Source organism: Pseudomonas sp. X10 (assembly GCF_054889225.1).
Map to the genome: position 1 here is coordinate 1,186,056 of NZ_CM142677.1, position 22,970 is coordinate 1,209,025.

General features: G+C 63.8%; 21 protein-coding genes. 10 read left to right on the plus strand and 11 right to left on the minus strand.

Annotation, left to right across the window (positions count from 1 at the left end; translation table 11 throughout):
• The first annotated feature begins 6 nt into the window (after positions 1-6).
• Genes ACYU03_RS05560 through pcaC form a run of 3 tightly spaced genes read left to right on the plus strand, consistent with a single transcriptional unit; the run spans position 7 to position 2,577 of the window.
• Positions 7-1,371 (plus strand): 3-carboxy-cis,cis-muconate cycloisomerase, encoded by a 1,365-nt coding sequence (locus tag ACYU03_RS05560; RefSeq protein WP_461888693.1) that lies wholly within the window; start codon positions 7-9, stop codon positions 1,369-1,371.
• An 11-nt stretch (positions 1,372-1,382) separates the two neighbouring features.
• A complete protein-coding gene (gene pcaD, locus ACYU03_RS05565; RefSeq protein WP_461888695.1) occupies positions 1,383-2,174 on the plus strand; it encodes a 3-oxoadipate enol-lactonase in 792 nt (263 codons plus the stop codon).
• Positions 2,175-2,184: 10 nt separating this feature from the next.
• On the plus strand, positions 2,185-2,577 hold the full coding sequence (gene pcaC, locus ACYU03_RS05570; protein ID WP_028635111.1) for a 4-carboxymuconolactone decarboxylase: 393 nt from the start codon (positions 2,185-2,187) through the stop codon (positions 2,575-2,577).
• Positions 2,578-2,650: 73 nt separating this feature from the next.
• On the opposite strand, the gene ACYU03_RS05575 is transcribed toward pcaC, so the two are convergent.
• Complete coding sequence (locus tag ACYU03_RS05575) at positions 2,651-3,187, minus strand: Mpo1 family 2-hydroxy fatty acid dioxygenase (protein WP_461888698.1); 537 nt, start codon at positions 3,185-3,187, stop codon at positions 2,651-2,653.
• 91 nt (positions 3,188-3,278) lie between these two features.
• On the opposite strand from ACYU03_RS05575, the gene ACYU03_RS05580 reads away from it, so the two are divergent.
• Positions 3,279-3,974 carry a Crp/Fnr family transcriptional regulator gene (locus ACYU03_RS05580; protein WP_461888700.1) on the plus strand — a complete coding sequence of 232 codons (696 nt, stop codon included), beginning with the start codon at positions 3,279-3,281 and terminating at the stop codon, positions 3,972-3,974.
• Here the strand turns inward: ACYU03_RS05580 and ACYU03_RS05585 are convergent.
• The 5 genes from ACYU03_RS05585 to ACYU03_RS05605 form a co-directional block, all read right to left on the minus strand.
• Positions 3,874-4,857 carry a LysR family transcriptional regulator gene (locus tag ACYU03_RS05585; RefSeq protein ID WP_461888702.1) on the minus strand — a complete coding sequence of 328 codons (984 nt, stop codon included), beginning with the start codon at positions 4,855-4,857 and terminating at the stop codon, positions 3,874-3,876. The genes ACYU03_RS05580 and ACYU03_RS05585 overlap by 101 nt on opposite strands.
• Positions 4,858-4,993: 136 nt before the next feature.
• Positions 4,994-6,199 (minus strand): OprD family porin, encoded by a 1,206-nt coding sequence (locus ACYU03_RS05590; RefSeq protein WP_461891402.1) that lies wholly within the window; start codon positions 6,197-6,199, stop codon positions 4,994-4,996.
• Positions 6,200-6,557: 358 nt separating this feature from the next.
• The gene (locus ACYU03_RS05595; RefSeq protein WP_461888704.1) at positions 6,558-8,012 is read right to left on the minus strand and encodes an AdeC/AdeK/OprM family multidrug efflux complex outer membrane factor; all 1,455 of its coding nucleotides are present in this window, start codon (positions 8,010-8,012) and stop codon (positions 6,558-6,560) included.
• The gene (ttgB, locus tag ACYU03_RS05600) at positions 8,009-11,161 is read right to left on the minus strand and encodes a multidrug efflux RND transporter permease subunit TtgB (protein WP_461888706.1); all 3,153 of its coding nucleotides are present in this window, start codon (positions 11,159-11,161) and stop codon (positions 8,009-8,011) included. Before ttgB ends, ACYU03_RS05595 begins: the two co-directional genes overlap by 4 nt.
• Before the next feature lie 3 nt (positions 11,162-11,164).
• Positions 11,165-12,319 carry an efflux RND transporter periplasmic adaptor subunit gene (locus ACYU03_RS05605; RefSeq protein WP_461888708.1) on the minus strand — a complete coding sequence of 385 codons (1,155 nt, stop codon included), beginning with the start codon at positions 12,317-12,319 and terminating at the stop codon, positions 11,165-11,167.
• 261 nt (positions 12,320-12,580) lie between these two features.
• Between ACYU03_RS05605 and ACYU03_RS05610 the strand changes: the two genes are divergently transcribed.
• On the plus strand, positions 12,581-13,213 hold the full coding sequence (locus ACYU03_RS05610; protein WP_461888710.1) for a TetR family transcriptional regulator: 633 nt from the start codon (positions 12,581-12,583) through the stop codon (positions 13,211-13,213).
• A gap of 45 nt (positions 13,214-13,258) precedes the next feature.
• Here ACYU03_RS05610 and ACYU03_RS05615 read toward each other — a convergent pair whose 3' ends face one another.
• Positions 13,259-14,713, minus strand: a complete 1,455-nt coding sequence (locus ACYU03_RS05615; protein WP_461891403.1) for an MDR family MFS transporter — start codon at positions 14,711-14,713, stop codon at positions 13,259-13,261.
• A 341-nt stretch (positions 14,714-15,054) separates the two neighbouring features.
• Between ACYU03_RS05615 and ACYU03_RS05620 the strand changes: the two genes are divergently transcribed.
• On the plus strand, positions 15,055-15,924 hold the full coding sequence (locus ACYU03_RS05620) for an isocitrate lyase/PEP mutase family protein (protein WP_461888712.1): 870 nt from the start codon (positions 15,055-15,057) through the stop codon (positions 15,922-15,924).
• 18 nt (positions 15,925-15,942) lie between these two features.
• Here the strand turns inward: ACYU03_RS05620 and ACYU03_RS05625 are convergent, their stop codons facing one another.
• Positions 15,943-16,188 (minus strand): hypothetical protein, encoded by a 246-nt coding sequence (locus tag ACYU03_RS05625; protein ID WP_461888714.1) that lies wholly within the window; start codon positions 16,186-16,188, stop codon positions 15,943-15,945.
• On the minus strand, positions 16,164-17,093 hold the full coding sequence (locus ACYU03_RS05630) for a LysR family transcriptional regulator (protein WP_461888715.1): 930 nt from the start codon (positions 17,091-17,093) through the stop codon (positions 16,164-16,166). The genes ACYU03_RS05625 and ACYU03_RS05630 overlap by 25 nt, the downstream gene beginning before the upstream one ends.
• A gap of 105 nt (positions 17,094-17,198) precedes the next feature.
• Between ACYU03_RS05630 and ACYU03_RS05635 the strand changes: the two genes are divergently transcribed.
• Both ACYU03_RS05635 and ACYU03_RS05640 read left to right on the plus strand, forming a co-directional pair.
• A complete protein-coding gene (locus tag ACYU03_RS05635; protein WP_461888717.1) occupies positions 17,199-18,083 on the plus strand; it encodes an MBL fold metallo-hydrolase in 885 nt (294 codons plus the stop codon).
• Positions 18,084-18,112: 29 nt separating this feature from the next.
• Positions 18,113-18,727 (plus strand): NAD(P)-dependent oxidoreductase, encoded by a 615-nt coding sequence (locus ACYU03_RS05640; protein ID WP_461888719.1) that lies wholly within the window; start codon positions 18,113-18,115, stop codon positions 18,725-18,727.
• 171 nt (positions 18,728-18,898) lie between these two features.
• On the opposite strand, the gene ACYU03_RS05645 is transcribed toward ACYU03_RS05640, so the two are convergent.
• The gene (locus ACYU03_RS05645; RefSeq protein ID WP_461888721.1) at positions 18,899-19,774 is read right to left on the minus strand and encodes a LysR substrate-binding domain-containing protein; all 876 of its coding nucleotides are present in this window, start codon (positions 19,772-19,774) and stop codon (positions 18,899-18,901) included.
• A gap of 113 nt (positions 19,775-19,887) precedes the next feature.
• Here ACYU03_RS05645 and ACYU03_RS05650 point away from each other — a divergent pair, with 113 nt between their 5' ends.
• Positions 19,888-21,525, plus strand: a complete 1,638-nt coding sequence (locus ACYU03_RS05650; protein WP_461888723.1) for a 5-guanidino-2-oxopentanoate decarboxylase — start codon at positions 19,888-19,890, stop codon at positions 21,523-21,525.
• Between the two features lie 5 nt (positions 21,526-21,530).
• Here the strand turns inward: ACYU03_RS05650 and ACYU03_RS05655 are convergent, their stop codons facing one another.
• The gene (locus ACYU03_RS05655; RefSeq protein WP_461888725.1) at positions 21,531-22,463 is read right to left on the minus strand and encodes an AraC family transcriptional regulator; all 933 of its coding nucleotides are present in this window, start codon (positions 22,461-22,463) and stop codon (positions 21,531-21,533) included.
• Positions 22,464-22,665: 202 nt separating this feature from the next.
• Between ACYU03_RS05655 and ACYU03_RS05660 the strand changes: the two genes are divergently transcribed.
• On the plus strand, positions 22,666-22,965 hold the full coding sequence (locus ACYU03_RS05660) for an antibiotic biosynthesis monooxygenase family protein (protein ID WP_461888727.1): 300 nt from the start codon (positions 22,666-22,668) through the stop codon (positions 22,963-22,965).
• Positions 22,966-22,970 lie beyond the last annotated feature (5 nt).

Here is a 22,970-nt window from a genome sequence, read left to right on the forward strand (position 1 = left end):
CCTGTAATGACGCAACGAGCGGACAACCAGTTGTTCGATGCCTACTTCACTGCACCGGCCATGCGTGAGGTCTTCTCCGACCATGGCCGGCTGCAGGGCATGCTCGATTTCGAAGCCGCTCTGGCCCGCGCCGAGGCCGATGCCGGCCTGGTGCCCCCCAGCGCGGTGGCCGCCATCGAGGCGGCCTGTCGGGCCGAGCATTACGACGCCCAGGCCCTGGCCGAGGCCATCGCCATCGCCGGCAACTCGGCGATTCCGCTGGTCAAGGCGTTGGGCAAGGTGGTTGCCAGCGACGTACCGGAAGCCGAGCGCTACGTGCACTTGGGAGCGACCAGCCAGGACGCCATGGACAGCGGCCTGGTCATCCAGCTTCGCGACGCCTTGGGGCTGATCGAGGCCGACCTTGCGCAATTGGCCGATTCCTTGGCGCGGCAAGCCTTGCTGCACGCCGACACCCCCCTGGTGGGGCGCACCTGGCTGCAGCACGCCACCCCGGTGACCTTGGGCATGAAGATCGCAGGTTGGCTCGGCGCCCTGACCCGTCACCGCCAGCGCCTGCAGGAGTTGCGTCCACGCCTGCTGTGCCTGCAGTTCGGCGGCGCCTCCGGGACCCTGGCGGCACTTGGCAGCAAGGCGCTGCCGGTGGCCGAGGCCCTGGCCGGACAACTGCAGCTGACCCTGCCGGAGCAGCCCTGGCACACCCAGCGCGACCGTTTGGTGGAGTTCGCATCGGTGCTCGGTCTGATCGCCGGCAGCCTGGGCAAGCTCGGCCGCGACCTCAGCCTGCTGATGCAGACCGAGGCGGGCGAGCTGTTCGAGCCGTCCGCGCCGGGCAAGGGCGGCTCCTCGACCATGCCGCACAAGCGCAACCCGGTGGGGGCGGCGGTGCTGATCAGCGCCGCGACCCGCGTGCCGGGCCTGCTGGCCACGCTGTTCGCGGCCATGCCCCAGGAGCATGAGCGCAGTCTTGGCCTGTGGCATGCCGAATGGGAAACCCTGCCGGAGATCTGCTGCCTGGTCTCCGGCTCGCTGCGCCAGGCGCAGATCATCGCCGAGGGTATGGAAGTGGACGCCGCGCGCATGCGCCGCAACCTTGACCTGACTCAGGGCCTGGTGTTGGCCGAAGCGGTGAGTATCGTCCTGGCCCAACGCCTGGGGCGCGACCGCGCCCATCACCTGCTGGAGCAGTGTTGCCAGCGTGCCGTTGCCGAACAGCGCCACCTACGCGCGGTACTGGGCGATGAGCCACAGGTGAGTGGCGAACTGTCCGCTGAAGAACTCGACCGGCTGCTCGACCCGGCCCACTACCTCGGCCAGGCCCGTGTATGGGTGGCCCGGGCCGTCGCTGAACATCAACGTTTCACTGCCTGAAGGAGACCGCTGTGCCTCAATTGCAACTGGCCGATGGCGTACTGAACTACCAACTCGACGGCCCGGAGCATGCCCTGGTACTGGTGCTGTCCAATTCCCTGGGTACCGACCTGCACATGTGGGACACCCAGATCCCGGAGTGGACCGAGCACTTTCGCGTGCTGCGCTACGACACCCGTGGCCATGGCGGTTCGCTGGTGACCGAAGGCCCCTACAGCATCGAGCAATTGGGCCGTGACGTGCTGGCCCTGCTGGATGCGCTGAAGATCGAACAGGCGCATTTCTGCGGCCTGTCCATGGGCGGCCTGATCGGTCAGTGGCTGGGCATCAACGCCGGCGAGCGCCTCAAGCGCCTGGTGGTCTGCAATACCGCTGCCAAGATCGGCTCGCCGCAGACCTGGAACCCGCGCATCGAGATGGTCTTGCGCGACGGTCCGGCGGCCATGCGCGGCCTGCGCGATGCCTCTATCGAGCGGTGGTTCACCCCGGCCTATTCCGCGGCCCACGCCGAGCAGGTCAAGCGCATCACCGACATGCTCGCAGCCACCTCCCCTGAGGGGTATGCGGCCAACTGCGGCGCGGTGCGTGACGCCGATTTCCGTGATCAACTGGGTCAGATCAAGGTGCCGTTGCTGGTGATCTCCGGCAGCGCCGATGCGGTCACGCCGCCGTCCGGTGGGTTGTTCATCCAGGAACGAGTGGCCGGCGCCGAGTATGCCGAGTTCCACGCTGCCCACCTTTCCAATGTCGAGGTCGGCGAACCGTTCAGCCGCCGCGTCGCCGATTTCCTGCTGGCCCGCTGAGGAGTTTGCCGTGGACGAGAAACAACGTTACGACGCTGGTATGCAGGTGCGCCGCGCCGTGCTTGGCGATGCCCATGTGGACCGCAGCCTGGAGAAGCTCAACGACTTCAATGGCGAGTTCCAGGAGATGATCACCCGTCACGCCTGGGGTGATATCTGGACCCGACCGGGCCTGCCCCGGCACACCCGTAGCCTGATCACCATCGCTATGCTGATCGGCATGAACCGCAACGATGAACTCAAACTGCATCTGCGCGCGGCTGCCAACAACGGCGTGACCCGCGACGAGATCAAGGAAGTGCTGATGCAGAGTGCGATCTATTGTGGCATCCCGGCGGCCAATGCCACCTTCCACCTGGCCGAGTCGGTGTGGGATGAGCTGGGAGTCGAGTCGCGGGGCTGAGGCGTCGCCTCGATTTCTGTGACAGACGCTGGAGGAGCGGGCAAGCCCGCTCCTACGGGACCTACGCCCTTACCTATGGCCGGCGCTGAACCTGCGAGCTGGCTTGCCGGATCGTCACCGGCCCGGCATTGGCTTCTATGGCCCGTTTCAACTCGGGGCATAGGCCGAGCAGAAAGGCCAGCTCCGCCACCACGAACAGCGGGCCAATGATCAGCCCGCTGATATCGTCGACGAATGCCGGTTTGCGGCCTTCGTAGTAATGCCCGACGAACTGGATCACCCAGCCGATCACGAAGGCCCCCAGGCCAGCGCTCAGCCACAGGGCGGTGGTTTGCATGGCCAGGACCTGGCCAGCCCACAGGCACAAGCCCAGCAACAGCCCCATGACCAGGCCGAAACGTAGGTCCAGACGTAGGTAGAACCAGACCGAAGCTGCGGCCACCAGCATTGCCGGCGACAGCCACGCCCCGCCCATGGCCCAGCCAGGACGGGAGAGAAGGATGGTCACCGCCAGCACGATCAGCGGGATGCCCACGAAGTGCGTGGCGATGTTGCGCGGATCGCGGTGATAGGTGGCATATTGACTCAAATGTTCGACGAGGCTTTTCATTGTTGTTCCTCCATCAGGGGTAGCTGCAGCTTGCCCTGATCATTTGCCGTCGTCTGTCGCCTGGACGACAGAGTTCAGCTAAAGAGGTGTCATGGACAACCCTCGCGCTTGGCGCAATCAATTGTTGCATGGCCATTGGTTCAGACAGTTGCCCGCTACTGTTCAGGATAGCCTGTTGGCATTGGCCCGACCCCGTGAGTTGGCGCCGGGCCAGTGCCTGTTCCAGCGTGGCGATGCGCCCTGTGGGCTCTACGCGGTGTTGCAGGGGGCGATGCGGGTGGGCGCGGTCAGCAGCGAGGGCAAGGAGGCGCTGTTGACCCTGGTCGAGCCGCCGCACTGGTTCGGTGAGATCAGCCTGTTCGATGGTCAGCCGCGCACCCACGATGCGTTCGCCGAAGGTGCTACCTGCCTGTTGTGGGTCCCTCAGGTGGCGCTGCTGGAGTGGCTTGGCCGGGAACCTCAGCATTGGCGTGACTTGGCCCTGTTGATGAGCCAGAAGCTGCGTTGGGTCTTCGTTGCCCTGGAACAGCAGAGCCTGCTGGCTGCTGCCCCTCGCCTGGCGCACCGGTTGCTGCAGATCGCCGAAGGCTACGGCGAACGCGATACGCCGCAATGGTGCCTGCAACTGTCCCAGGAGCAACTGGCGCTGATGCTTTCGCTGTCGCGCCAGACCACCAACCAGATCCTCAAGAACCTGCAGCAGGAGGGCGTGGTGCGTCTGGGATATGGCGAGGTGGAGATCCTCGACGTAGAGCGTCTGCGGGCAATGGCTGGGCATCGAGGTTGACCAGGGTGTCGATCATCGCCCGTGCCGCCGGCGACAGCCGGTAACCGCTGCGGCTGACCACGCCACAGCGCACGCTCAGCACCTCCAGCCCCGGTGGCAGGTTGCGCCAGTGCAGGCGCACCAACCGGCCTTCAGCCAGGTCATCGGCCAGTGCCTCCTCGCTGGCAGTGCCGATGGCATTGCTGGCCAGGACCACACTGCGCAGGATCGACAGGTGTTCGGTCTGCAGGTGAGGGGTGAAATCGCTGCGGCCGCTGAGATTGGCCAGGCGCTTGCGCACTCCGGGAGTAAGCAGGGCGCTGGCCAGGGGATAGGCGAACAGGTCGTTGGTCGACAGGCTGTCCTTGCCCAGCAGCGGATGGCCTGGGCGGCAGAAGAACAGGCCCGGCCGTGGTGTCAGTGGCTCGGTATGGAAGTTCGGGTCGGCTTCGAAGGGGCGGACGTCGTCGACGAAGAACTCGATTTGCTCGCGACGCAGGGCCTGGCCAAGCTGTTCGGCATTGTCGACCTGCACCCGGGTGCGGATTCCCGGATGAGTTTCAATGAAGTGCCCAAGCGCTTGAGGCACCAATTGCACCGCCAGCGCCGGACCACAACCGAACTGCAACTCGCCCGCATCGAGCTTGGTCATCTGCAGAACGTCGTTGCTCAACTGCGCAGCACCCTGGACCAAGCGCCGGGCATGCTGCAGGACCATCTGGCCTTCTGGGGTTGGCTGCAGGATCTTGCTGCCACGGTCCACCAGCACGCATCCCAGTTCCTGCTCCAGCCCCTGGATTGCCCGGCTGAAAGCCGGCTGAGTGATGCCCATGGCATCGGCGGCACGCACGAAACTGCGGTACTCGGTCAGGGCGATGAAGTAGCGCAGTTGGCGAAGGTCCATGTCGAGGCTCTGCGGTGATAGATACAGGGCTCGTTTTTAGCCTTTGTTACATATATCGTCAACAAAGCTCCATAAGTGTTTTTATATGTTTTATGCATATGCATAGAGGCGGCGCTTGCACGCCGCTTTCTGGGGCTTACAGCAGGTCGAACGGATAGCTGACGATCAGGCGGTTTTCGTCGAAGGCATTGCTGCTGAAGTCACGGCGCATGGTCGAGTTGCGCCATTTCACCGACAGGTCCTTGAGGCTTCCTGCCTGGATGACATAGGCCAGTTCGGTTTCCCGTGCCCATTCCTTGCCATCGTTGCGCCCGCCGATCTGCACCTTGTCGCCTTTGATGTAGCGGTTCATCAAGGTCAGGCCAGGCAAGCCGACGGTCACGAAGTTGAAGTCGTGACGCAGTTGCCAGGAGCGCTCGCCGGCATTGTCGAAGCTGGCGTTGTAGCTGTCGTTGGCCAGGCTGCCGCCGCTGGTGCCGTTGACCCGCAACCAGGCATCGTCGCCGCTGACCTTCTGCAGGCCGAGATAGACGGTATGGCCGCCGTAGCGTGCCGAGAGCATGGCTGACGCGGTGCGGTTGTCGAGCTTGCCGGCGCGTTCGGCGCCGTCCTCCTTGCCGATGAAGTAGCCGAGATTGGCGCCGAGGGTCCAGTCGCCCAGGGGCTGGCTATGTACCAGGTTGAGGTACTGCTGGCGGTAGATGTCCTTGAGTTGGGCATCCCACAGGCCAATCATCGTGCGCTGGTCGTTGAAGCTGTATTCGCCGCCGGCGAAGTTGAAGCGGTCCGAGGTGAAGTCTGGCCTGCCATTGAGCGACATGTCTTCCATACTTGCGTCATTGCGCGGGCTGTTGCCGCGGAACTGCCCGGCATAGAGCGTCAGGTTCTCGACTTCATTGGAGGTCAGCTGGCCGCCGCGGAAGGTCTGCGGCAGCGAGCGGCCATCATCGGACCGCAGGATCGGCAGCACCGGCATCCACTCGCCGACTTTCAGTTCGGTCTGCGAGATCCGCGCCTTGAGGGCCACGCCCAAACGGCCGAAGTCATCGGCCGGGCGTCCGTCGTCATGCACCGGCAACAGGTGGGTACCGGCGGTGCCTTTGCCGCCGTCGAGCTTGATCGAGTAAAGCCCCAGCACATCCACGCCGAAACCGACGGAACCCTCGGTGAATCCGGAGCGGGCGTCGAGGATGAAGCTCTGGGTCCATTCCTCTGCCTTGCCCTGGGGATTGGCCGGGTCGACGAAGTTGCGGTTGAGGTAGAAGTTGCGCAGGTTGAGGCTGGCCTTGGCGCCGTCCAGGAAGCCGTCTTCGGCGGCCAAGGCGGGCAGGGCGCAAGTCATGGCCAACAGACCGGGTAGTAGCTGGCGTGCGGGTTGCAAAGTGCTCATCTGTCGTGGATCTCTTGTTTTTATGGGCGAGCGGGTTCGCTGCGGAGGGTGTGGCCGCAGGAGGACGCAATCGGGATGAACCTGTGCAACGTTGCGAGGCGATGGTGCGAAAAAGGGAAGAGGTGAAGCAATTCGTGACAAACGGAAATGGGCGGTTATCGAACGAAATTGAAGTTTTTCTGACAGCGTCTGGTGCAGGGCAGGCTCTGTGGTCGACGCTGACTACTGACAGGTGTCAGTTGCCCCGTGCTCCTGCGAACGCCCATGAAAAAGCCCACCGTAAGGGTGGGCTTCTTGTACTGCAGGACAATCAGCCTTTCGGCGTTTCCAGCGAGGCTTGCTGGTTGGCCTGGCCGGTCCGCTCGTACCAGCCGCCACCGAGGGCCTTGTACAGGTTGACCTCGCTGACCAGCTGCGAGAGGCGGTCGCTGATCAGGGCCTGTTGGGCGCTGAACAGGCCGCGCTGGGCGTCGAGGAAGGTCAGGTTGCTGTCGATGCCGATGCGGTAGCGGCGTTCAGCCAGGCGGTAGTAGTCCTGGTTGGCGGCCACCAGGTCGCGTTGCGCCTGCAACTGTTCGTTGAAGGTCTTGCGTGCGGCAAGGCCATCGGAGACTTCCTGGAAGGCCGTCTGGATGGTCTTTTCGTACTTGGCGACGTTGATGTCCTTCTGGATTTTCGAGTAGTCCAGGCTGGCGCGCAGGCTGCCGGCGTTGAAGATCGGCAGGTTGATCTGCGGCTGGAACAGCCAGGTGCCCGAACCGCCCTTGAACAGGCCGTCCATGTCGGGGCTCAGGGTCCCGGCATTGGCGGTCAGGCTGATGCTCGGGAAGAAGGCTGCGCGGGCGGCGCCGATGTTGGCATTGGCGGCTTTGAGCAGGTGCTCGGCTTCCTGGATGTCCGGACGGCGTTGCAGCAGGTCCGATGGCAGCCCGGCAGGCACCTCGGCCAGCTGGTCGGCGTCGAGCTTGAGTGGCGCCGGCAGGGTAGCGGGCACTCCGGTGCCGAGCAGCACGGTCAGGCTGTTCAGGTCCTGGGCGACCAGGCGCTGGTACTGGGCCAGCTTGACTCGTGCGCCTTCGACCGCGGTGCGGGCCTGACTCAGGTCCAGTGCCGAGGCGACACCGACCTCATTGCTACGGCTGGTCAGCGCGTAGCTTTCCTCGTAGGTCTTGAGGGTGTCTTCGGTCAGCTTGAGCAGGGCTTGGTCGGCCTGCCAGGTGTAGTAGGCATTGGCCACGCTGGCCACCAGGCTGATCTGCGTCGAGCGCCGTGCCTCTTCACTGGACAGGTAGGTTTCCAGGGCCTGTTGGCTCAGGCTGCGCACCCGGCCGAACAGGTCCAGCTCGTAGGCGCTGACACCGAGGGTGGCCGAGTACTGGCTGGTGATTTCTGACTCGCCGGTCTGCGACATGTTCGCCGGCACGCGCTGGCGGCTGCCACTGCCGGTGGCCGAGACCGCCGGGAACAGATCGGCTCTCTGGATGCGGTACTGCGCCCGGTAGGCGTCGATGTTCAGGGCGGCGACACGCAGGTCGCGGTTGTTGACCAGTGCGGTCTGGATCAGTTGCTGCAGCGCCGGGTCATTGAAGAACTGGCGCCAGCCCTGCTCGGCGGCGGCTACGTCGGCCGACTCGGCCGGCGAGTACGCAGGGCCTTGCGGCCATTGCGCAGCCACCGGCGCTTCCGGGGTCTGGTAATCGGGAATCAGCGAGCAGCCACCCAGGATGAAAGCGGTGACCGCCAGGGATAACAGGGACTTGCTCATTGCCCAGCCTCATAGCGTGGAGTTTCAGGGGTGGCGTCGGCTTCCGGCTCCTTTCTGCCGAACAGCGACGACACGCTAACGAAGAACAGCGGCACCCAGAAGATAGCCAGGACAGTCGCCGTGATCATACCGCCGATCACGCCAGTACCAATGGCATGCTGGCTGCCCGAGCCCGCGCCGGTGGCGATGGTCAACGGTACCACGCCGAGGATGAATGCCAGCGAGGTCATGATGATCGGGCGCAGACGCATGCGGCAGGCCTCGATCGCCGCGTCGAACAGGCTGCGGCCCTGTTCGTGCAGTTCCTTGGCGAACTCGACGATGAGGATCGCGTTCTTCGCCGCCAGGCCGATGGTGGTCAGCAGGCCGACCAGGAAGTACACGTCGTTGGACAGCCCACGCATGCTCGCCGCCATCAGCGCACCGATGATACCCAGTGGCACCACCAGCACGACCGCGATGGGGATCGACCAGCTTTCGTACAACGCTGCCAGGCAGAGGAACACGAACAACAGCGAGAGGGCGAACAGCGCCGGCATCTGCGAACCGGAGAGTTTCTCCTCGTAGGACAAGCCGGTCCAGGAGTAGCCGATACCCTCCGGCAGCTCGCTGGCGATGCGTTCGACCTCGGCCATGGCTTCACCGGTACTGTAGCCGGGCGCCGGGGCGCCGAGGACCTCGACCGCTTCGACACCGTTGTAGCGCGACAGCTTGGGCGAGCCGTAGGTCCACTCGCCGGTGGCGAAGGAGGAGAACGGCACCATCTCGCCGGCGGCGTTGCGCACGTACCACTTCTGCAGGTCTTCCGGGCTCATCCGTGAGTTGGCTTCACCTTGGATGTAGACCTTCTTGACCCGTCCACGGTCGATGAAGTCGTTGACGTAGCTGCCCCCCAGGGCGATCGACAGAGTGTTGTTGATGTCGGCGATGGTCACGCCCAGGGCGCTGGCACGCTCGTCGTCAACGGTCAGTTGGTACTGCGGCTCGTCGTTCAGGCCGTTCGGGCGCACCGCCGAGAGGATCTTGCTCTGCGAGGCCTTGGCGAGGAACTCGTCGCGCGCTTCCATCAGCTTCTCGTGGCCGACACCGGCGCGATCCTGGAGGAACACGTCGAAGCCGGTGGCGTTACCCAGTTCGAGTACCGCTGGCGGAGCGAAGGCGAACACCATCGCATCGCGGAAGCTGAAGAAGTGCTGCTGGGCGCGGGTCGCCAAGTTGAACACGCTGTTTTCCGAAGAGCGCTCATCCCATGGCTTGAGCATGATGAAGGCCATGCCCGAACTCTGGCCGCGGCCGGCGAAGTTGAAGCCGTTGACGGTGAACACCGACGACACGGTATCGGCTTCTTCGGTCAGTAGGTATTCGCGCATCTGGTCGACCACCACCTGGGTGCGTTCGGCACTGGAACCGGCTGGGGTCTGCACCTGGGCGAAGAGCACGCCTTGGTCTTCTTCCGGCAGGAACGCAGTCGGGATGCGGGTGAACAGCCAGATCATGCCCACGACGATCAGAACGTAGGCCAGCAGGTACGGGATCTTGTTGCGCAGAATGTTGCCGACGCTGCGCTCGTAGCCACGCACGCTGCGGTCGAAGTTGCGGTTGAACCAGCCGAAGAAGCCGCGCTTGGCCACATGATGCTCGCCCTTTTTCAGCGGCTTGAGCATGGTGGCGCACAGGGCCGGGGTGAAGATCAGCGCTACCAGCACCGACAGGCTCATGGCTGAGACGATGGTGATGGAGAACTGCCGGTAGATCACCCCGGTGGAGCCGCCGAAGAAGGCCATCGGCAGGAGTACCGCCGAGAGTACCAGGGCGATACCGACCAGCGCGCCCTGGATCTGGCCCATGGAGCGTTTGGTCGCTTCCTTCGGTGGTAGGCCCTCCTCGGACATGACCCGTTCGACGTTTTCAACCACGACGATGGCATCGTCCACCAGCAGGCCGATGGCCAGGACCATGGCGAACATGGTCAGGGTGTTGATGCTGAAACCGGCGGCGGCGAGGACGCCGAAGGTCCCGAGCAGTACCACCGGCACCGTCATGGTGGTGATGATGGTGGCGCGGAAGTTCTGCAGGAACAGGTACATCACCAGGAACACCAGCACGATCGCTTCGATCAGGGTGTGGATCACCCCACTGATCGATTCGGTCACCACTGGCGTGGTGTCATACGGGAATACAGCCTTCATTCCCGGCGGGAAGAACGGCTCCAGCTCGCTGATGGTCTGGCGCAGTGCCTTGGCGGTATCCAGGGCGTTGGCGCCGGTGGCCAGCTTGACCGCCAGGCCCGAGGCCGGCTTGCCGTTGAACTGGGCGCTGATGGCGTAGTTCTCACCGCCCAAGCCGACTGTGGCGACATCGCCCAGGCGCACCTGGGAGCCGTCGCGGTTGACCTTGAGCAGGATTCTTTCGAACTGCTCGGCGGTCTGCAAGCGGGTCTTGCCGATGATGGTTGCGTTCAGTTGGGTGCCGGGCAGTGCAGGCAGGCCGCCGAGCTGGCCGCTTGATACCTGGACGTTCTGCGCGGTGACCGCGGTGCGCACGTCGCTCGGGGTCAGCTGGAACTTGTTCAGCTTGGCCGGGTCGAGCCAGATACGCATGGCGTACTGGGCACCGAACACCTGGAAGTCACCGACGCCCGCGGTCCGCGAGATCGGGTCCTGCATGTTGGAGACGATGTAGTTGGCCAGGTCGTCCTTGGTCATGCTGCCGTCTTCGGAGACCAGGCCGATCACCATCAGGAAGTTCTTAACGGCCTTGGTCACGCGGATACCTTGTTGCTGCACTTCTTGCGGCAGCAAGGGGGTGGCCAGGTTCAGCTTGTTCTGTACCTGGACCTGCGCGGTGTCAGGGTTGGTGCCCTGCTCGAAGGTGGCGGTGATGGTCATGCTGCCGTCGGAGTTACTCTCCGAGGACACATAACGCAGGTTGTCGATACCGTTGAGCTGCTGTTCGATCACCTGCACCACGGTGTCCTGCACCGTCTGCGCCGAAGCGCCCGGGTAGGTCACGGCGATGGCGATGGCCGGCGGGGCGATGCTGGGGTATTGGTTGATCGGTAGCTTCAGGATCGACAAGGCGCCGACCAGCATGATCACCAATGCGATCACCCAGGCGAAGATCGGGCGATCGATAAAGAACTTCGACATGGTTTACTCCCCTTTGGCGCTTGCGTTCGCCGCATTGGCCTGGGTTGGATTGACCGGCTTCTTGACGTTGGTGGCCTCGCTGACCTGGACCTCGACGCCCGGACGGACGAACTGCAGGCCTTCGGTGATCAGGCGGTCGCCCGGGTTGAGGCCTTCCTCGATCAGCCAGTCGCTCCCCAGGGTGCGGCTGGCCTTGAGCTGGCGCAGCTCGACCTTGTTTTCCTTGTTCACCACCAGTGCGGTCGGCGTGCCTTTCAGGTCACGGGTCACGCCTTGCTGCGGTGCCAGGATGGCATTGGCATTGACCCCGGCCTGCAGGCGGGCGTGGACGAACATGCCCGGCAACAGGGTGTGCTCAGGGTTCGGGAACACGGCGCGCAGGGTGACCGAGCCAGTGGTTTCGTCAACCGAGACTTCGGAGAACTCCAGACGGCCTTCCTGCGGGAACGCGCTGCCATCTTCGAGGATCAGTTTGACCTTGGCGGCATTCTCGCCAACCTTCTGCAACTGGCCGCTTTCCAGGTCGCGGCGCAGCTTGAGCAACTCGGCCGAAGACTGGGTGACGTCCACGTAGATCGGGTCCAGTTGCTGGATGGTCGCCATGGCATTGGACTGGCCATTGCTGACCAGCGCGCCTTCGGTGACCGCAGAACGGCCAATACGGCCACTGATCGGTGCCAGGACCTTGGTGTAGCGCAGGTCGATCTGCGCACTTTTGAGCGAAGCCTCGGCCTGCAATCGTTTGGCATTGGCGTCGTCGTATTCCTGCTTGCTGACAGCTTGCTCATCGATCAGCTGCTTGTAGCGCTCGGCCAGGGAGCGGGTGGCTTGCAGGTTGGCCTGGGCGTTGGCCAGGTTGGCCTCGTAGACCGACGGGTCGATCTGGTAGAGCTGCTGGCCTTCCTTGACCTCGCTGCCTTCCTTGAACAGGCGCTTGAGAATGATGCCATTCACCTGTGGGCGGACTTCCGCGACGCGGTAGGCACTGGTGCGCCCCGGCAGTTCGGAGGTCAGGGTGAAGGCTTGCGGTTGCAGGGTCACGACGCCGACCTGAGGAGCCTGCGCCGCTGGCGCTGCTTCTTCTTTATTACAGCCACTGAGCAGTGTTGCCAGGGCGACGGCGGAAACCAGAGCGGTAACGGCTGGCTTGAATTGCATGAGGATCCTCGGGTCGCAAGAGCTGGGAGACGCTCAAGAATATAATGGAAGTGTCTTGTCAGAAAAAACGCTATTCGGTGGATTAGTAGCTTACTAACGAATATACTTACATTCATGGTTGTTTGTAAATACCATGTGGTGGTACTCCGCTACCACCCTGGAGTGTGTTCAATGCCCCCGGGTGACACCCTGAAAGAGGTGCCCCCGACCTGATTCCCGTGCGCCCTGTGAGCGCTCGGGCCCTGATGAGGTTGTACTGCCATGGTCCGTCGAACCAAAGAGGAAGCCCAGGAAACCCGTAGCCAGATCATCGAGGCAGCGGAAAAGGCCTTTTACAAGCGCGGGGTCGCGCGTACCACCCTGGCTGACATCGCCGAACTCGCAGGCGTGACCCGCGGAGCGATCTACTGGCACTTCAACAACAAGGCCGAGCTGGTCCAGGCCTTGCTCGACAGTCTGCACGAGAGCCTGGACCCGTTGGCCCGCGCCAGCGAGAGCGAGGATGAACTCGACCCGCTCGGCTGCATGCGCAAGTTGTTGGTACAGCTGATGCACCAGTTGGTGCTTGACCCGAGGACCCGGCGGATCAATGAAATCCTGCATCATAAATGCGAGTTCACCGATGACATGTGTGAGATCCGCCAGCAGCGGCAGAACTCGACCATCGACTGCCATCAGGGCATCGCGCTCTCGATGAGCAATGCGGTACGGCGTGGCCAATTGCCCGCCGACCTGGACCCCGACCGTGCGGCGCTGGCGATCTATGCCTATATAGATGGCCTGCTGGGGCGCTGGTTGTTGCTGCCGGACAGCTTCGACCTGCTGCGCGATGCCGAGAAGTGGGTCGACGTAGGGCTGGATATGTTGCGCTTGAGCCCTGCGTTGCGCAAATGACACTTTGTGAAGGTTTGTGATGCAGGCGCGGCGGCGCAAGTTCTCCTATTGACGCCCGCGCAACTGGCGGTCCGGCAAGGCCAGCGCGGCGCAAAGACCCAGCAATGATACGGCGGCACTGGCCAGCAGCAAGTTACGGAAGGCTTCTAGCAGACGTGCCTGGGTCGCCATATCCGGTTCACCCGCCTGCAGGCTGCCGAGCAGGGGATTGCCGGTCAGTTCCAGGCCACCGTTGTGCAGCATCGCCAGTAGAAGGCTGGACATGCAGGCCACGCCCATGGCCCCGCCGAGGGAGCGGAACAGGTTGGTGGTGCTGGTGGCCACGCCGATGTCCCTGATCTCCACCGCGTTCTGCGTGCCTACCAGAGAGGTGGGAAACTGCAGGCCACTGGCGATGCCGGTCAGCAGCATGAACAGCGCGCTGAGCAGGCCCGCCTGGGGTGGCGTCATGGCCATGCCGAGGATGGCGAAGGGCATCAGCAAGGCTCCGGCCAGGATCTGCGGCTTGTAGCGGCCGGTCAGGGTGGTCAGCCGTCCACCGGTGTAAGCGCCTACCGGCAAGCCCATGGCCAGTGGCAACAGGTGCAGGGCGGCGCTGTCGGCGCCGGCGCCGGTGATGCTCTGGTAGCGCAGCGGCATCAGCATGGTCAGCGAGATCGCCTGGAAGCTGGTGAAGAAGATAGTGCACCAGCACAAGGTTGCGACCTGGTTGCCGAACAGCTTCAGCGGCAGCAGGGGCTCTTCGGTCCGCCGTTCGTGGAGCACGAACAGCAACAGACCGCACAGGGCGCAAGACAACAGGCTAATCACCGGCGCCGACTGCCAGGCATGCCCCTGGCCAACCAAGGTGATGCCCAGCATCAGGCTGCCCAAGCCGAGGATCAGCAAGGCTGCGCCAAGGTAATCGACCTGCGCCTGGCGTCTGTTCACGCTCAGGCCGGCGAGAGCGCGGCGTGTCACCCACCACGCGCACAGGCCCAGCGGCAGGTTGAGCCAGAACACCCAGCGCCAGGACAGGTATTCGGTCAGCCAGCCGCCCAGCACCGGACCTGCCACGCTGGCCAGCGCGTACATGCTGCTGAAGTAGCCCTGGTAGCGGCCGCGCTCACGAGGCGCAACGAAATCGCCGATGATCGCCTGGCTCACCGAGACCATGCCGCCTGCGCCGATACCTTGCAGTACCCGCGCCAGCACCAGTTGTTCCATGCTCTGGGCCATGGCGCAGAACAGCGAGGCGAGGGTGAACAACGCGGTGCCGGTGAGGATCATGCGCCGTCGGCCATACAGGTCGCCGAGCTTGCCATAGATCGGCACGGCCACGGTCATGGCCACCATGTAGCCGGAAATGACCCAAGCCAACAGCCCGACATCATTGAACTGCGCGGAGATGGCCGGCATCGATACGGCGACGATGGTCTGGTCCAGGGCGCCAAGGAAGATCGCCAGCATCAGGGCGATCAGCACGCTGCGCAGAACGGTGGGAGGCAAAGCGGCGGTCACGGTCATACCTTGTCTTGGAAAGCCGCTAGTGTAGCGAGTTTCAATAGCCTCCTATGTAACTCGTGCATTCCCTATGCAAGATCGGCATTAGCGCTTTCATCCTGACCGGCATGGCCGCGTGATATCGTGCCTTGGCCACAGAGGCTGAATTCCGGGGCTTTGCACCAGCTTGGTGCAATCGTTTGCCACCGGATTTTTCGTCTCTGTATCCCACACCTTTTATTCTTCTGCCTGCATGTCGAGCATGACCGCCTGATGGCGACGGTAAGAACAGGTCAGGTAGACCCGCTTCAGGGGTCGGTAGTCAACCAGTTCAATTTCACGGTTATTGCGGAGTGATCATGCCCAAGGCTTCCCACCAAGATTTGCGTTTTGCCTTTCGCGAACTTCTGGCTTCAGGTTCGTGCTACCACACCGCTTCGGTGTTCGACCCCATGTCTGCGCGCATTGCCGCCGACCTGGGCTTCGAGGTCGGCATCCTCGGTGGTTCGGTCGCTTCGCTGCAGGTCCTGGCCGCACCTGACTTCGCCCTCATCACCCTGAGCGAATTCGTCGAGCAGGCCACCCGCATCGGGCGCGTGGCGCAATTGCCGGTGATCGCCGACGCCGACCACGGCTATGGCAACGCCCTCAATGTGATGCGTACTGTCGTTGAGCTGGAGCGTGCCGGCGTGGCCGCGCTGACCATCGAAGACACCCTGCTGCCCGCGCAGTTCGGGCGCAAGTCCACCGACCTGATCCCGGTCGAGGAGGGCGTCGGCAAGATCCGTGCGGCGTTGGAGGCGCGTGTCGATTCGGCTTTGTCGATCATCGCCAGAACCAACGCCGGTGTGCTGTCGACTGAGGAACTGATCGTGCGCACCCAGAGCTACCAGCGCGCGGGCGCCGATGGTATCTGCATGGTAGGGGTCAAGGATTTCGAGCAGTTGGAGAAGATCGCCGAACACCTGTCGGTGCCGCTGATGCTGGTCACCTACGGCAACCCGAACCTGCACGACGACGAGCGCCTGGCGAGCTTGGGCGTGCGCGTTGCCGTCGATGGCCATGGCGCCTACTTCGCTGCGATCAAGGCGACCTACGACTGTCTGCGCGAGCAACGCAAGCTGCAGAACAAGGCCGAAGGGCTCAGTGCCACGGAGTTGGCGCACACCTACACCCAGCCCGAGGATTACATCGTCTGGGCCAAGGAATACATGAGCGTCGAGGAGTGACAGCCCGGCGCTGTCACCTTACCTGACGGCGCTCAGCGTTGCGGTGTGCGGCACACAATGGGCCAGGCTGCAACTGGCTGCCGAACTAGGCTGGTTGCGCAGCATTTCGACTCGCCAGGCTGCCGTGGCGTAGAGCCCGACCACCGCGGCCAGGGCACAGATGACGGCGCATTTCCTGGATTTGATGCCCATGATGCTCACCTCCTGCCACAGCATATTGGTGCTGTTTAAAGCATAGATCAGCTTGATGGTGGCTGCTTCCATGGCAGGCCGTGGTCCCAGGCCGGTTCATCGGTGAAGCGTTCGGCCAGAAAGTCGAGCATGCTGCGCAAGGTCGCCGGCATGTGCTTGCGTGAGGTGTAGACGGCGTTGAGGTTCAGCTCCCGTGGCCGGGCATCGGGCAGTAGGCAGACCAGTTCACCACTGCGCAACGCGGCGGCGGCCTGGTAGGTCGGTAGCATGGCGATGCCGATTCCGGCCAGGACCGCCCGTTGCAGGGTCATGGCTTCGTTGGCACTGACGTTGCCTTGCACGGGGACTGCGACGCACTGGCCCTCCACCTCGAAATGCCAGAGGCTGTGGCCGAAATAGGCATGGGTCAGGCAGTTGTGCTGGCTGAGGTCTTCGACCCGTTGCGGCGCGGGATGTTGGCGCAGGTAGCTGGGCGAGGCGCAGATCACCGAGCGGCAGACGGTCAGACGCCGGGCGATCAAGTTCGGGTCCAGGTCGTTGCTGGTGCGGATAGCCAGGTCGATGCGCTCATCGACCAGGTTGACGGTGCGGTCGAGCATCTGCAACTCGACCTTCACGCCCGGGTAGCGCTTGACGTAGTCCGCCACCGCATCCACCAACTGGGCCTGGCCGAACGAAGTGCTGACGCTGATGCGCAGTTCACCGCGTGGCGCCTCGTCGGGCTGGCGCACGGCTGCTTGCAGGTCGCCGGCCAGTTCCAGCATCTGGCGGCAGCGGGGCAGGGTCTCCTGGCCGGCGGCGGTCAGGCTCAGCTTGCGCGTGGTGCGCTGCATCAGCCTCGCGCCGACCCAGTCTTCCAGTTCAGCCAAGTAACGCGAGACCACGGGCCGTGACAGCTCCAGGTGGTCGGCCGCTGCCGACTGGCTGCCCAGGTCGACGACGGTGACGAAAACGCGCATGGCGTTCAGACGGTCCATGATTTGCCCGGTTTCAGAAACAAACTATGTCCAAGCATCGCATTTTTTGTGATGGAACAGGCAACTAAGCTGTTGCCCATCCTCTCTTTCACAGGAAATGCCCCGATGTCCTTTTCTTCCGCCTTGCGCACTGTGCTGCTGGTGTGTGCCGGCTTCGGCCTGGCCTCCCAGGTGGCGGCTACCGAGCCGCCATTGCAACTGGACGTCTACAACCCTGGGCACGAAGCGCTGTTCCCGGTCAGTTCGGTGATCGTCAGCGGCAAGCATGACGCCATTCTGGTCGACGCCCAGTTCGGCAAGGGCCAGGCTGAGCAAGTGGTGGCCAGATTGCGCGCCAGCGGCAAGCGCTTGACCACCATCTACATCAGCCACGGCGACCCGGACTACTACTTCGGCCTGCCGACGCTGACCCAGGCCTATCCGGACGCCAAGGTCGTCGCCTCGGCAGCCACCGTGGCGCATATCCGCAAGACCATGAACGACAAGCTGGCCTATTGGGGCCCGCAGATGGGGGCTGACAAACCGGCGCAGTTGGTCGTGCCGCAGGTGCTCGAAGGCAACCACCTGAGCCTGGAAGGCCAGGCGCTGGACATCATCGGTCTGGATGGGCCGCAGCCGGACCGCAGTTTTGTCTGGATCCCGTCGATCAAAGCGGTGGTCGGAGGTGTGGTGGTGGCGGAGAATCTTCATGTGTGGATGGCCGATACCCAATCGGCCAAGTCCCACACGGACTGGCTCAAGACTCTTGAGCGTATCGAGCAGATGGCCCCGCAGACCGTGGTTCCCGGCCACTACTTGGGCCAGAGCAGCCGTTCGCTGGCCGCCGTGCGCTTCACGGCCGACTACATCCGTGCCTTTGATGCCGAAACAGCCAAATCGGCGGATGCCGCCGAGCTGATCGCGGCCATGCAGCAGCTCTACCCGGACCTGGGTGAGGAAAGCTCCCTGGAGCTCAGTGCCAAGGTCGCCAAGGGCGAAATGAAGTGGTAATCCCTTTCAACCCTGATGGAGTTGTTCCCATGAGCAAGATCGCAATCATCGGCGCCACCGGCCGTGCCGGCAGCCAGTTGCTGGAAGAGGCCCTGCGTCGGGGCCACAGTGTCATCGCCATCGCCCGCGACCCTTCGAAGCTGGAAGGGCGCCCAGGCGTCACGGTCAAGGCGTTGGATGCCAAGGACAGCACCGCGTTGCAGGAGGCGGTGACTGGCTGCGACGCTGTATTGAGCGCAGCGCATTTCTCGACGCTCTCGCCGCACGCCATTATCGAGCCGGTGAAGCGTGCCGGGGTTAAGCGCCTGCTGGTGGTTGGCGGCGCAGGCAGCTTGTTGCTGCCCTCGGGCCACCGGGTGATCGACAGCCCGGACTTTCCTGAAGCCTACAAGGCTGAGTCCAATGCAGGCGTGCTCTTCCTCGATGAGCTGCGCCAGGAGCAACAACTCGATTGGACCTTCCTGTCGCCTTCGGCCGAGTTCGTCGAAGGCGAGCGTAGCGGGCATTACCAACTGGGCAAGGACCACCTGCTGATCGGCGCCGATGGCAAGAGTTGGATCACCTTTGCCGACTATGCCATCGCCATGCTCGATGAGCTGGATAAGCCGGCGCATTCGCGGCAGCGGTTTACTGTCGGGTATTGAGGCGAATCCATTTCCCAGGACCGGGGCATGCAGGAGTGAGGTAGGAGCCAGTGTTGTCTGTGGGAGCAGGGTAATGTTGCTCTCTCTAGACATCAGTCGTTTGGTTTACGGCCGCTGCGCGCCCCATCGCGACACAAGGCCGCACATGCCGTTGCTTGCCGGTGAATAGGTTTACTGTCTGGCACGCTCTTGCAACCAGTCCAGCAACTCAAGCAATGCCGGTGTCGCGGCTTTCGGTGGGCAGGCCAGGTAATAGCTCTTGCCGGTCGCCACCTTCAGCTCGAAGGGCGTGCACAGCCGTCCACTGCGCAGATCGTCAGCGATCAGCGCCCAATCGCCAATGGCCACGCCAGTGCCCTGGGACGCCATGGCCATGGCCATGTCCAGGGTCTCGAAATGCTGCCGTGGCCCATGTTGGCCGAGTTCGGCACCGGCGGCCCGCAGCCAGAGCCGCCAGTCATGTTCGTCCCGCGATGGGTGCAGCAGCATGTGCCGGGCCAAGTCCTCAAGGTTGACCAGTGGCAATGCCCCGGCCAGCAAGGACGGTGCGCACACCGGCGTTAGCTGTTCGTCGAACAACTTGCGGACCTGCAACCCGTGGTTCGGCGCGTTGCCGTAGACCACCGCCGCATCGAAGCCCTCACGGCGAAAATCCACGCCGTGCTGCACTGTGGTGGTCAGCTCCACCGGCACGTCCGGGCGCAGGGCCTGCCATTCCATCAGGCGCGGCAGCAGCCAGCGCATCACGCAGGTCGGCGCCTTGAGCTGCAGGGTGCTGCTGCGGCCGCCGACCTCCCGTACACCATCTTCGATCAGAGCGAACACCTGTTGCACCCGCGGCAGCCAGTCCTGGCCTTCGCGGGTCAGGCTCAGGCCCCGGGCCTGGCGCTGGAACAGGGCATAGCCCAAGTGCTCTTCGAGCCCGGCGATCTGCCGGCTCACCGCACCTTGTGTGATGTGCAGTTGCTGGGCGGCGCGGGTGAAGTTGCAGCACTGGGCGGTGACCAGGAAGGTGTGCAGGGCGGGTAGGGGAGGCAAGCGTTTCATTGTCTTTAGCCATGATCTATGGACATGGCTAGTATGTGTTTTTTTGCATTGTGCCGGTAGCCGCACGACGGTTCCAATGATGCCTGGTCTCAACAAGAATCAGGGTGAACGACATGGCGACCTGTGGCGAAGTATTGGTGAAACTCCTCGAAGGCTATGGCGTCGACCATGTCTTTGGGATTCCTGGTGTGCATACCGTGGAGCTTTACCGGGGGCTGGCGGACTCCTCGATCCGGCACATCACGCCGCGCCACGAGCAGGGCGCCGGGTTCATGGCCGATGGCTACGCACGCACGCGCGCCAAGCCTGGGGTGTGCTTCATCATCACCGGCCCGGGCATGACCAACATCACCACCGCCATGGGCCAGGCCTATGCCGACTCGATTCCGATGCTGGTGATCTCCAGCGTCCAGTCCCGCGGCCAGCTGGGAGGCGGGCGTGGCAAGCTGCACGAGTTGCCCAACCAGGCCAGCCTGGTCGCTGGCGTGGCGGCGTTTTCCCACACCTTGATGAGTGTCGACGACCTGCCTCAGGTGCTGGCGCGGGCCTTTGCCGTATTCGATGGCGGGCGGCCGCGCCCGGTGCATATCGAGATTCCTCTGGATGTGCTGGTCGAACCTGCTGACCACTTGTTGACCAGCCGCCCGGTACGTACGTCGCGGGCCGGTGCCGCGCCCCAGGCGGTGATGCAGATGGCCGAGCGTCTGGTGCGGGCTCAGCGTCCGCTGGTCCTCGCCGGTGGCGGTGCGTTGGCCGCCGGCGCGGCCATTACCCGGCTCGCTGAACACCTTCAGGCGCCGGTGGCACTGACCATCAACGCCAAGGGCCTGCTGCCGGCGCAGCATCCGTTGCAGATCGGCTCGACCCAGTCACTGCCGGCAACCCGTGCTCTGGTCGCCGAGGCCGACGTGGTGCTGGCCATTGGCACTGAACTGGCGGAAACCGACTACGACGTGACCTTCAAGGGGGGCTTCGAGATTCCTGGCAGCCTGCTGCGTATCGACATCGACCCGGACCAGACCGTGCGCAACTACATGCCGGAGCTGGCCCTGGTGGCCGATGCCGATCTGGCTGCCGAGGCCTTGCTGGACGCCTTGCAGGCACAACCACAGCCGGTGCGTGAAAGCACTTGGGGCGCCGTCCGCGCCGCAGGCTTGCGCCAGACCCTCGCCGCTGAGTGGGACCAGCCGACCCGCAGCCAGACCCGCCTGCTCACTACCGTACTGGAAACCCTGCCCGACGCAGTGTTGATCGGCGATTCGACCCAACCGGTGTACACCGGCAACCTGACCCTGGACATGGACCGGCCACGCCGCTGGTTCAACGCTTCGACCGGCTACGGTACCCTCGGTTATGCCCTGCCGGCAGCGATGGGCGCTTGGCTGGGCAGTGCCGAGGCGGCTGCCGAGCGTGTCCCGGCGGTGTGCTTGATCGGCGATGGCGGTCTGCAGTTCACCCTGTCCGAGTTGGCCAGCGCGGTGGAGGCGCAGGCGCCGCTGATCGTGCTGCTGTGGAACAACCAGGGCTATGAGGAAATCAAGAAGTACATGGTCAACCGCGCCATTAAACCAGTGGGCGTGGACATCCATACTCCGGACTTCATCGGCGTCGCCCGCGCCCTGGGCGGTGCTGCGCAGACGGTCTGCGACGTGGCGCAGCTGCGCGAGGCCTTGCGCCAGGCCTGTGACCGCCAGGGGCCGACGCTGATCCAAATCGACCAGGCGCAATGGCAACAGGCGGTGCCGGCCTGAGCTGATCAGCTGGCGCTGGTGCGCAGCCGGGCGAGGTCGCGGATGGGCGGCGCGCCATACAGGCGGCTGTACTCACGGCTGAACTGCGAGGGGCTTTCATAGCCGACCCGGTAACCCGCCACTGCCGCCTCCAGGCCATCGCTGAGCATCAGGCGCCGGGCTTCTTGCAGGCGCAACTGCTTTTGGTACTGCAAGGGGCTCATGGAGGTCACTGCCTTGAACCTGTGGTGCAGGGTGGAAGTGCTCAGGTTGACCTCCCGGGCCAGGTCTTCGATACGCAATGGCTGCTGGAAATGCTGGTTGAGCCAGGCGATAGCCTGACAGACACGGTGGGTCTGGCTGTTGGCCAGGGCGATTTCATACAGCCGGTAGCCTTGCGGCCCGCGTAACAGGCGGTAGAGGATTTCGCGGCGGATCAAGGGCGACAGCATCGCGATGTCCCGTGGCGTGTCCAGCAGGCGCACCAGGCGTAGCAGGGCATCGAGCAATTGTGGGTCGCTGCGTTCCACGTAGAGCCCACGTCCGGAGGGCAGGTTCGGCACTGCCATCGGCCCCGCTTCGGCGATCAGTTGGCTGATCTCGGCCGGGTCGATGTCCAGGCGCAGGCCCAGGCTCGGGTTATCCTCGCTGGCTTCGAGCATGGCCCCTCTGATCGGCAAGGTGACCGAGACCACCATGTAGTGCAATGGGTCGTAGGCGTAGCGTTCATCGCCGAGGAACAGGGTCTTGCTGCCGTGGGCAAGGATGCACAGGGCCGGTTGGGCCAGGGTGGGCATCGAGCGGATGTTTTCCCGGTAGCTGACCAGGTACAGGTCTTCGATGGCCGACTCGGTGCCGCTGGGTTCGCCGGCATGTCGGCGGATCAGCCCGGCCAGTTCCTGGCGCTGCGCCTCCAGGGGCGGGTCGAGAAACGATGGGGCGGGCGATGGCGTGGTCATGGCGGTTTTCCTCTGCTGACGGCTGCAGCATAGGTTTGTGCAAGGGAGGGCGCTAGTCCAAAGCTGCAGCCCGCTTGCCTGATCCTGCACGGCGGCAGGATCAGGCAAGCGGGCTGCAGGAATGGCCTAACCACGCGTGCGGGCGAGGACCTAACCTTGGCAGCCTGGCTTTTCTGTCCGCGTGCTTCAAGGAGAACTCCCCATGACCCAGCTTCAACCGGTCACACACCTTGCTTTCATCCGTGCCAGCAGTGGTCGTTCGGCAGAGCTGGGCGCCCGCCTGCGCGACCTGCTGGAGCCTTCCTTGCAGGCTCCCGGTTGCCTGAGCTTCAGCGTGCAGCGCTCCCTGGCCGATACCGACCTCTGGCTGCTCAGCGGCAGTTGGCGCGACCAGCAGGCGATGAGCGGTTACTTTGCCTCGCCGACCCTGGACCTGTTCGGCGAGTTGGTCCAGGCCCAGGTGGTCGCCAGCCTGGACCTGCACACCTTCGGCTCGGGTTAGAATGC

What these genes read in the sequence shown, in the direction of transcription:
- ACYU03_RS05575 (WP_461888698.1), bottom strand. Translation starts at nt 3,187, where the DNA reads ATGAAAAGCCTCGTCGAACATTTGAGTCAATATGCCACCTATCACCGC.
- ACYU03_RS05610 (WP_461888710.1), top strand. Translation starts at nt 12,581, where the DNA reads ATGGTCCGTCGAACCAAAGAGGAAGCCCAGGAAACCCGTAGCCAGATC.
- ACYU03_RS05640 (WP_461888719.1), top strand. Translation starts at nt 18,113, where the DNA reads ATGAGCAAGATCGCAATCATCGGCGCCACCGGCCGTGCCGGCAGCCAG.
- ACYU03_RS05595 (WP_461888704.1), bottom strand. Translation starts at nt 8,012, where the DNA reads ATGAGCAAGTCCCTGTTATCCCTGGCGGTCACCGCTTTCATCCTGGGT.
- ACYU03_RS05580 (WP_461888700.1), top strand. Translation starts at nt 3,279, where the DNA reads ATGGACAACCCTCGCGCTTGGCGCAATCAATTGTTGCATGGCCATTGG.
- ACYU03_RS05620 (WP_461888712.1), top strand. Translation starts at nt 15,055, where the DNA reads ATGCCCAAGGCTTCCCACCAAGATTTGCGTTTTGCCTTTCGCGAACTT.
- ACYU03_RS05605 (WP_461888708.1), bottom strand. Translation starts at nt 12,319, where the DNA reads ATGCAATTCAAGCCAGCCGTTACCGCTCTGGTTTCCGCCGTCGCCCTG.
- ACYU03_RS05560 (WP_461888693.1), top strand. Translation starts at nt 7, where the DNA reads ATGACGCAACGAGCGGACAACCAGTTGTTCGATGCCTACTTCACTGCA.
- ACYU03_RS05585 (WP_461888702.1), bottom strand. Translation starts at nt 4,857, where the DNA reads ATGGACCTTCGCCAACTGCGCTACTTCATCGCCCTGACCGAGTACCGC.
- ACYU03_RS05655 (WP_461888725.1), bottom strand. Translation starts at nt 22,463, where the DNA reads ATGACCACGCCATCGCCCGCCCCATCGTTTCTCGACCCGCCCCTGGAG.
- ACYU03_RS05645 (WP_461888721.1), bottom strand. Translation starts at nt 19,774, where the DNA reads ATGAAACGCTTGCCTCCCCTACCCGCCCTGCACACCTTCCTGGTCACC.
- ACYU03_RS05650 (WP_461888723.1), top strand. Translation starts at nt 19,888, where the DNA reads ATGGCGACCTGTGGCGAAGTATTGGTGAAACTCCTCGAAGGCTATGGC.
- ACYU03_RS05625 (WP_461888714.1), bottom strand. Translation starts at nt 16,188, where the DNA reads ATGGAAGCAGCCACCATCAAGCTGATCTATGCTTTAAACAGCACCAAT.
- ACYU03_RS05630 (WP_461888715.1), bottom strand. Translation starts at nt 17,093, where the DNA reads ATGGACCGTCTGAACGCCATGCGCGTTTTCGTCACCGTCGTCGACCTG.
- ACYU03_RS05660 (WP_461888727.1), top strand. Translation starts at nt 22,666, where the DNA reads ATGACCCAGCTTCAACCGGTCACACACCTTGCTTTCATCCGTGCCAGC.
- ttgB (WP_461888706.1), bottom strand. Translation starts at nt 11,161, where the DNA reads ATGTCGAAGTTCTTTATCGATCGCCCGATCTTCGCCTGGGTGATCGCA.
- ACYU03_RS05635 (WP_461888717.1), top strand. Translation starts at nt 17,199, where the DNA reads ATGTCCTTTTCTTCCGCCTTGCGCACTGTGCTGCTGGTGTGTGCCGGC.
- ACYU03_RS05590 (WP_461891402.1), bottom strand. Translation starts at nt 6,199, where the DNA reads ATGACTTGCGCCCTGCCCGCCTTGGCCGCCGAAGACGGCTTCCTGGAC.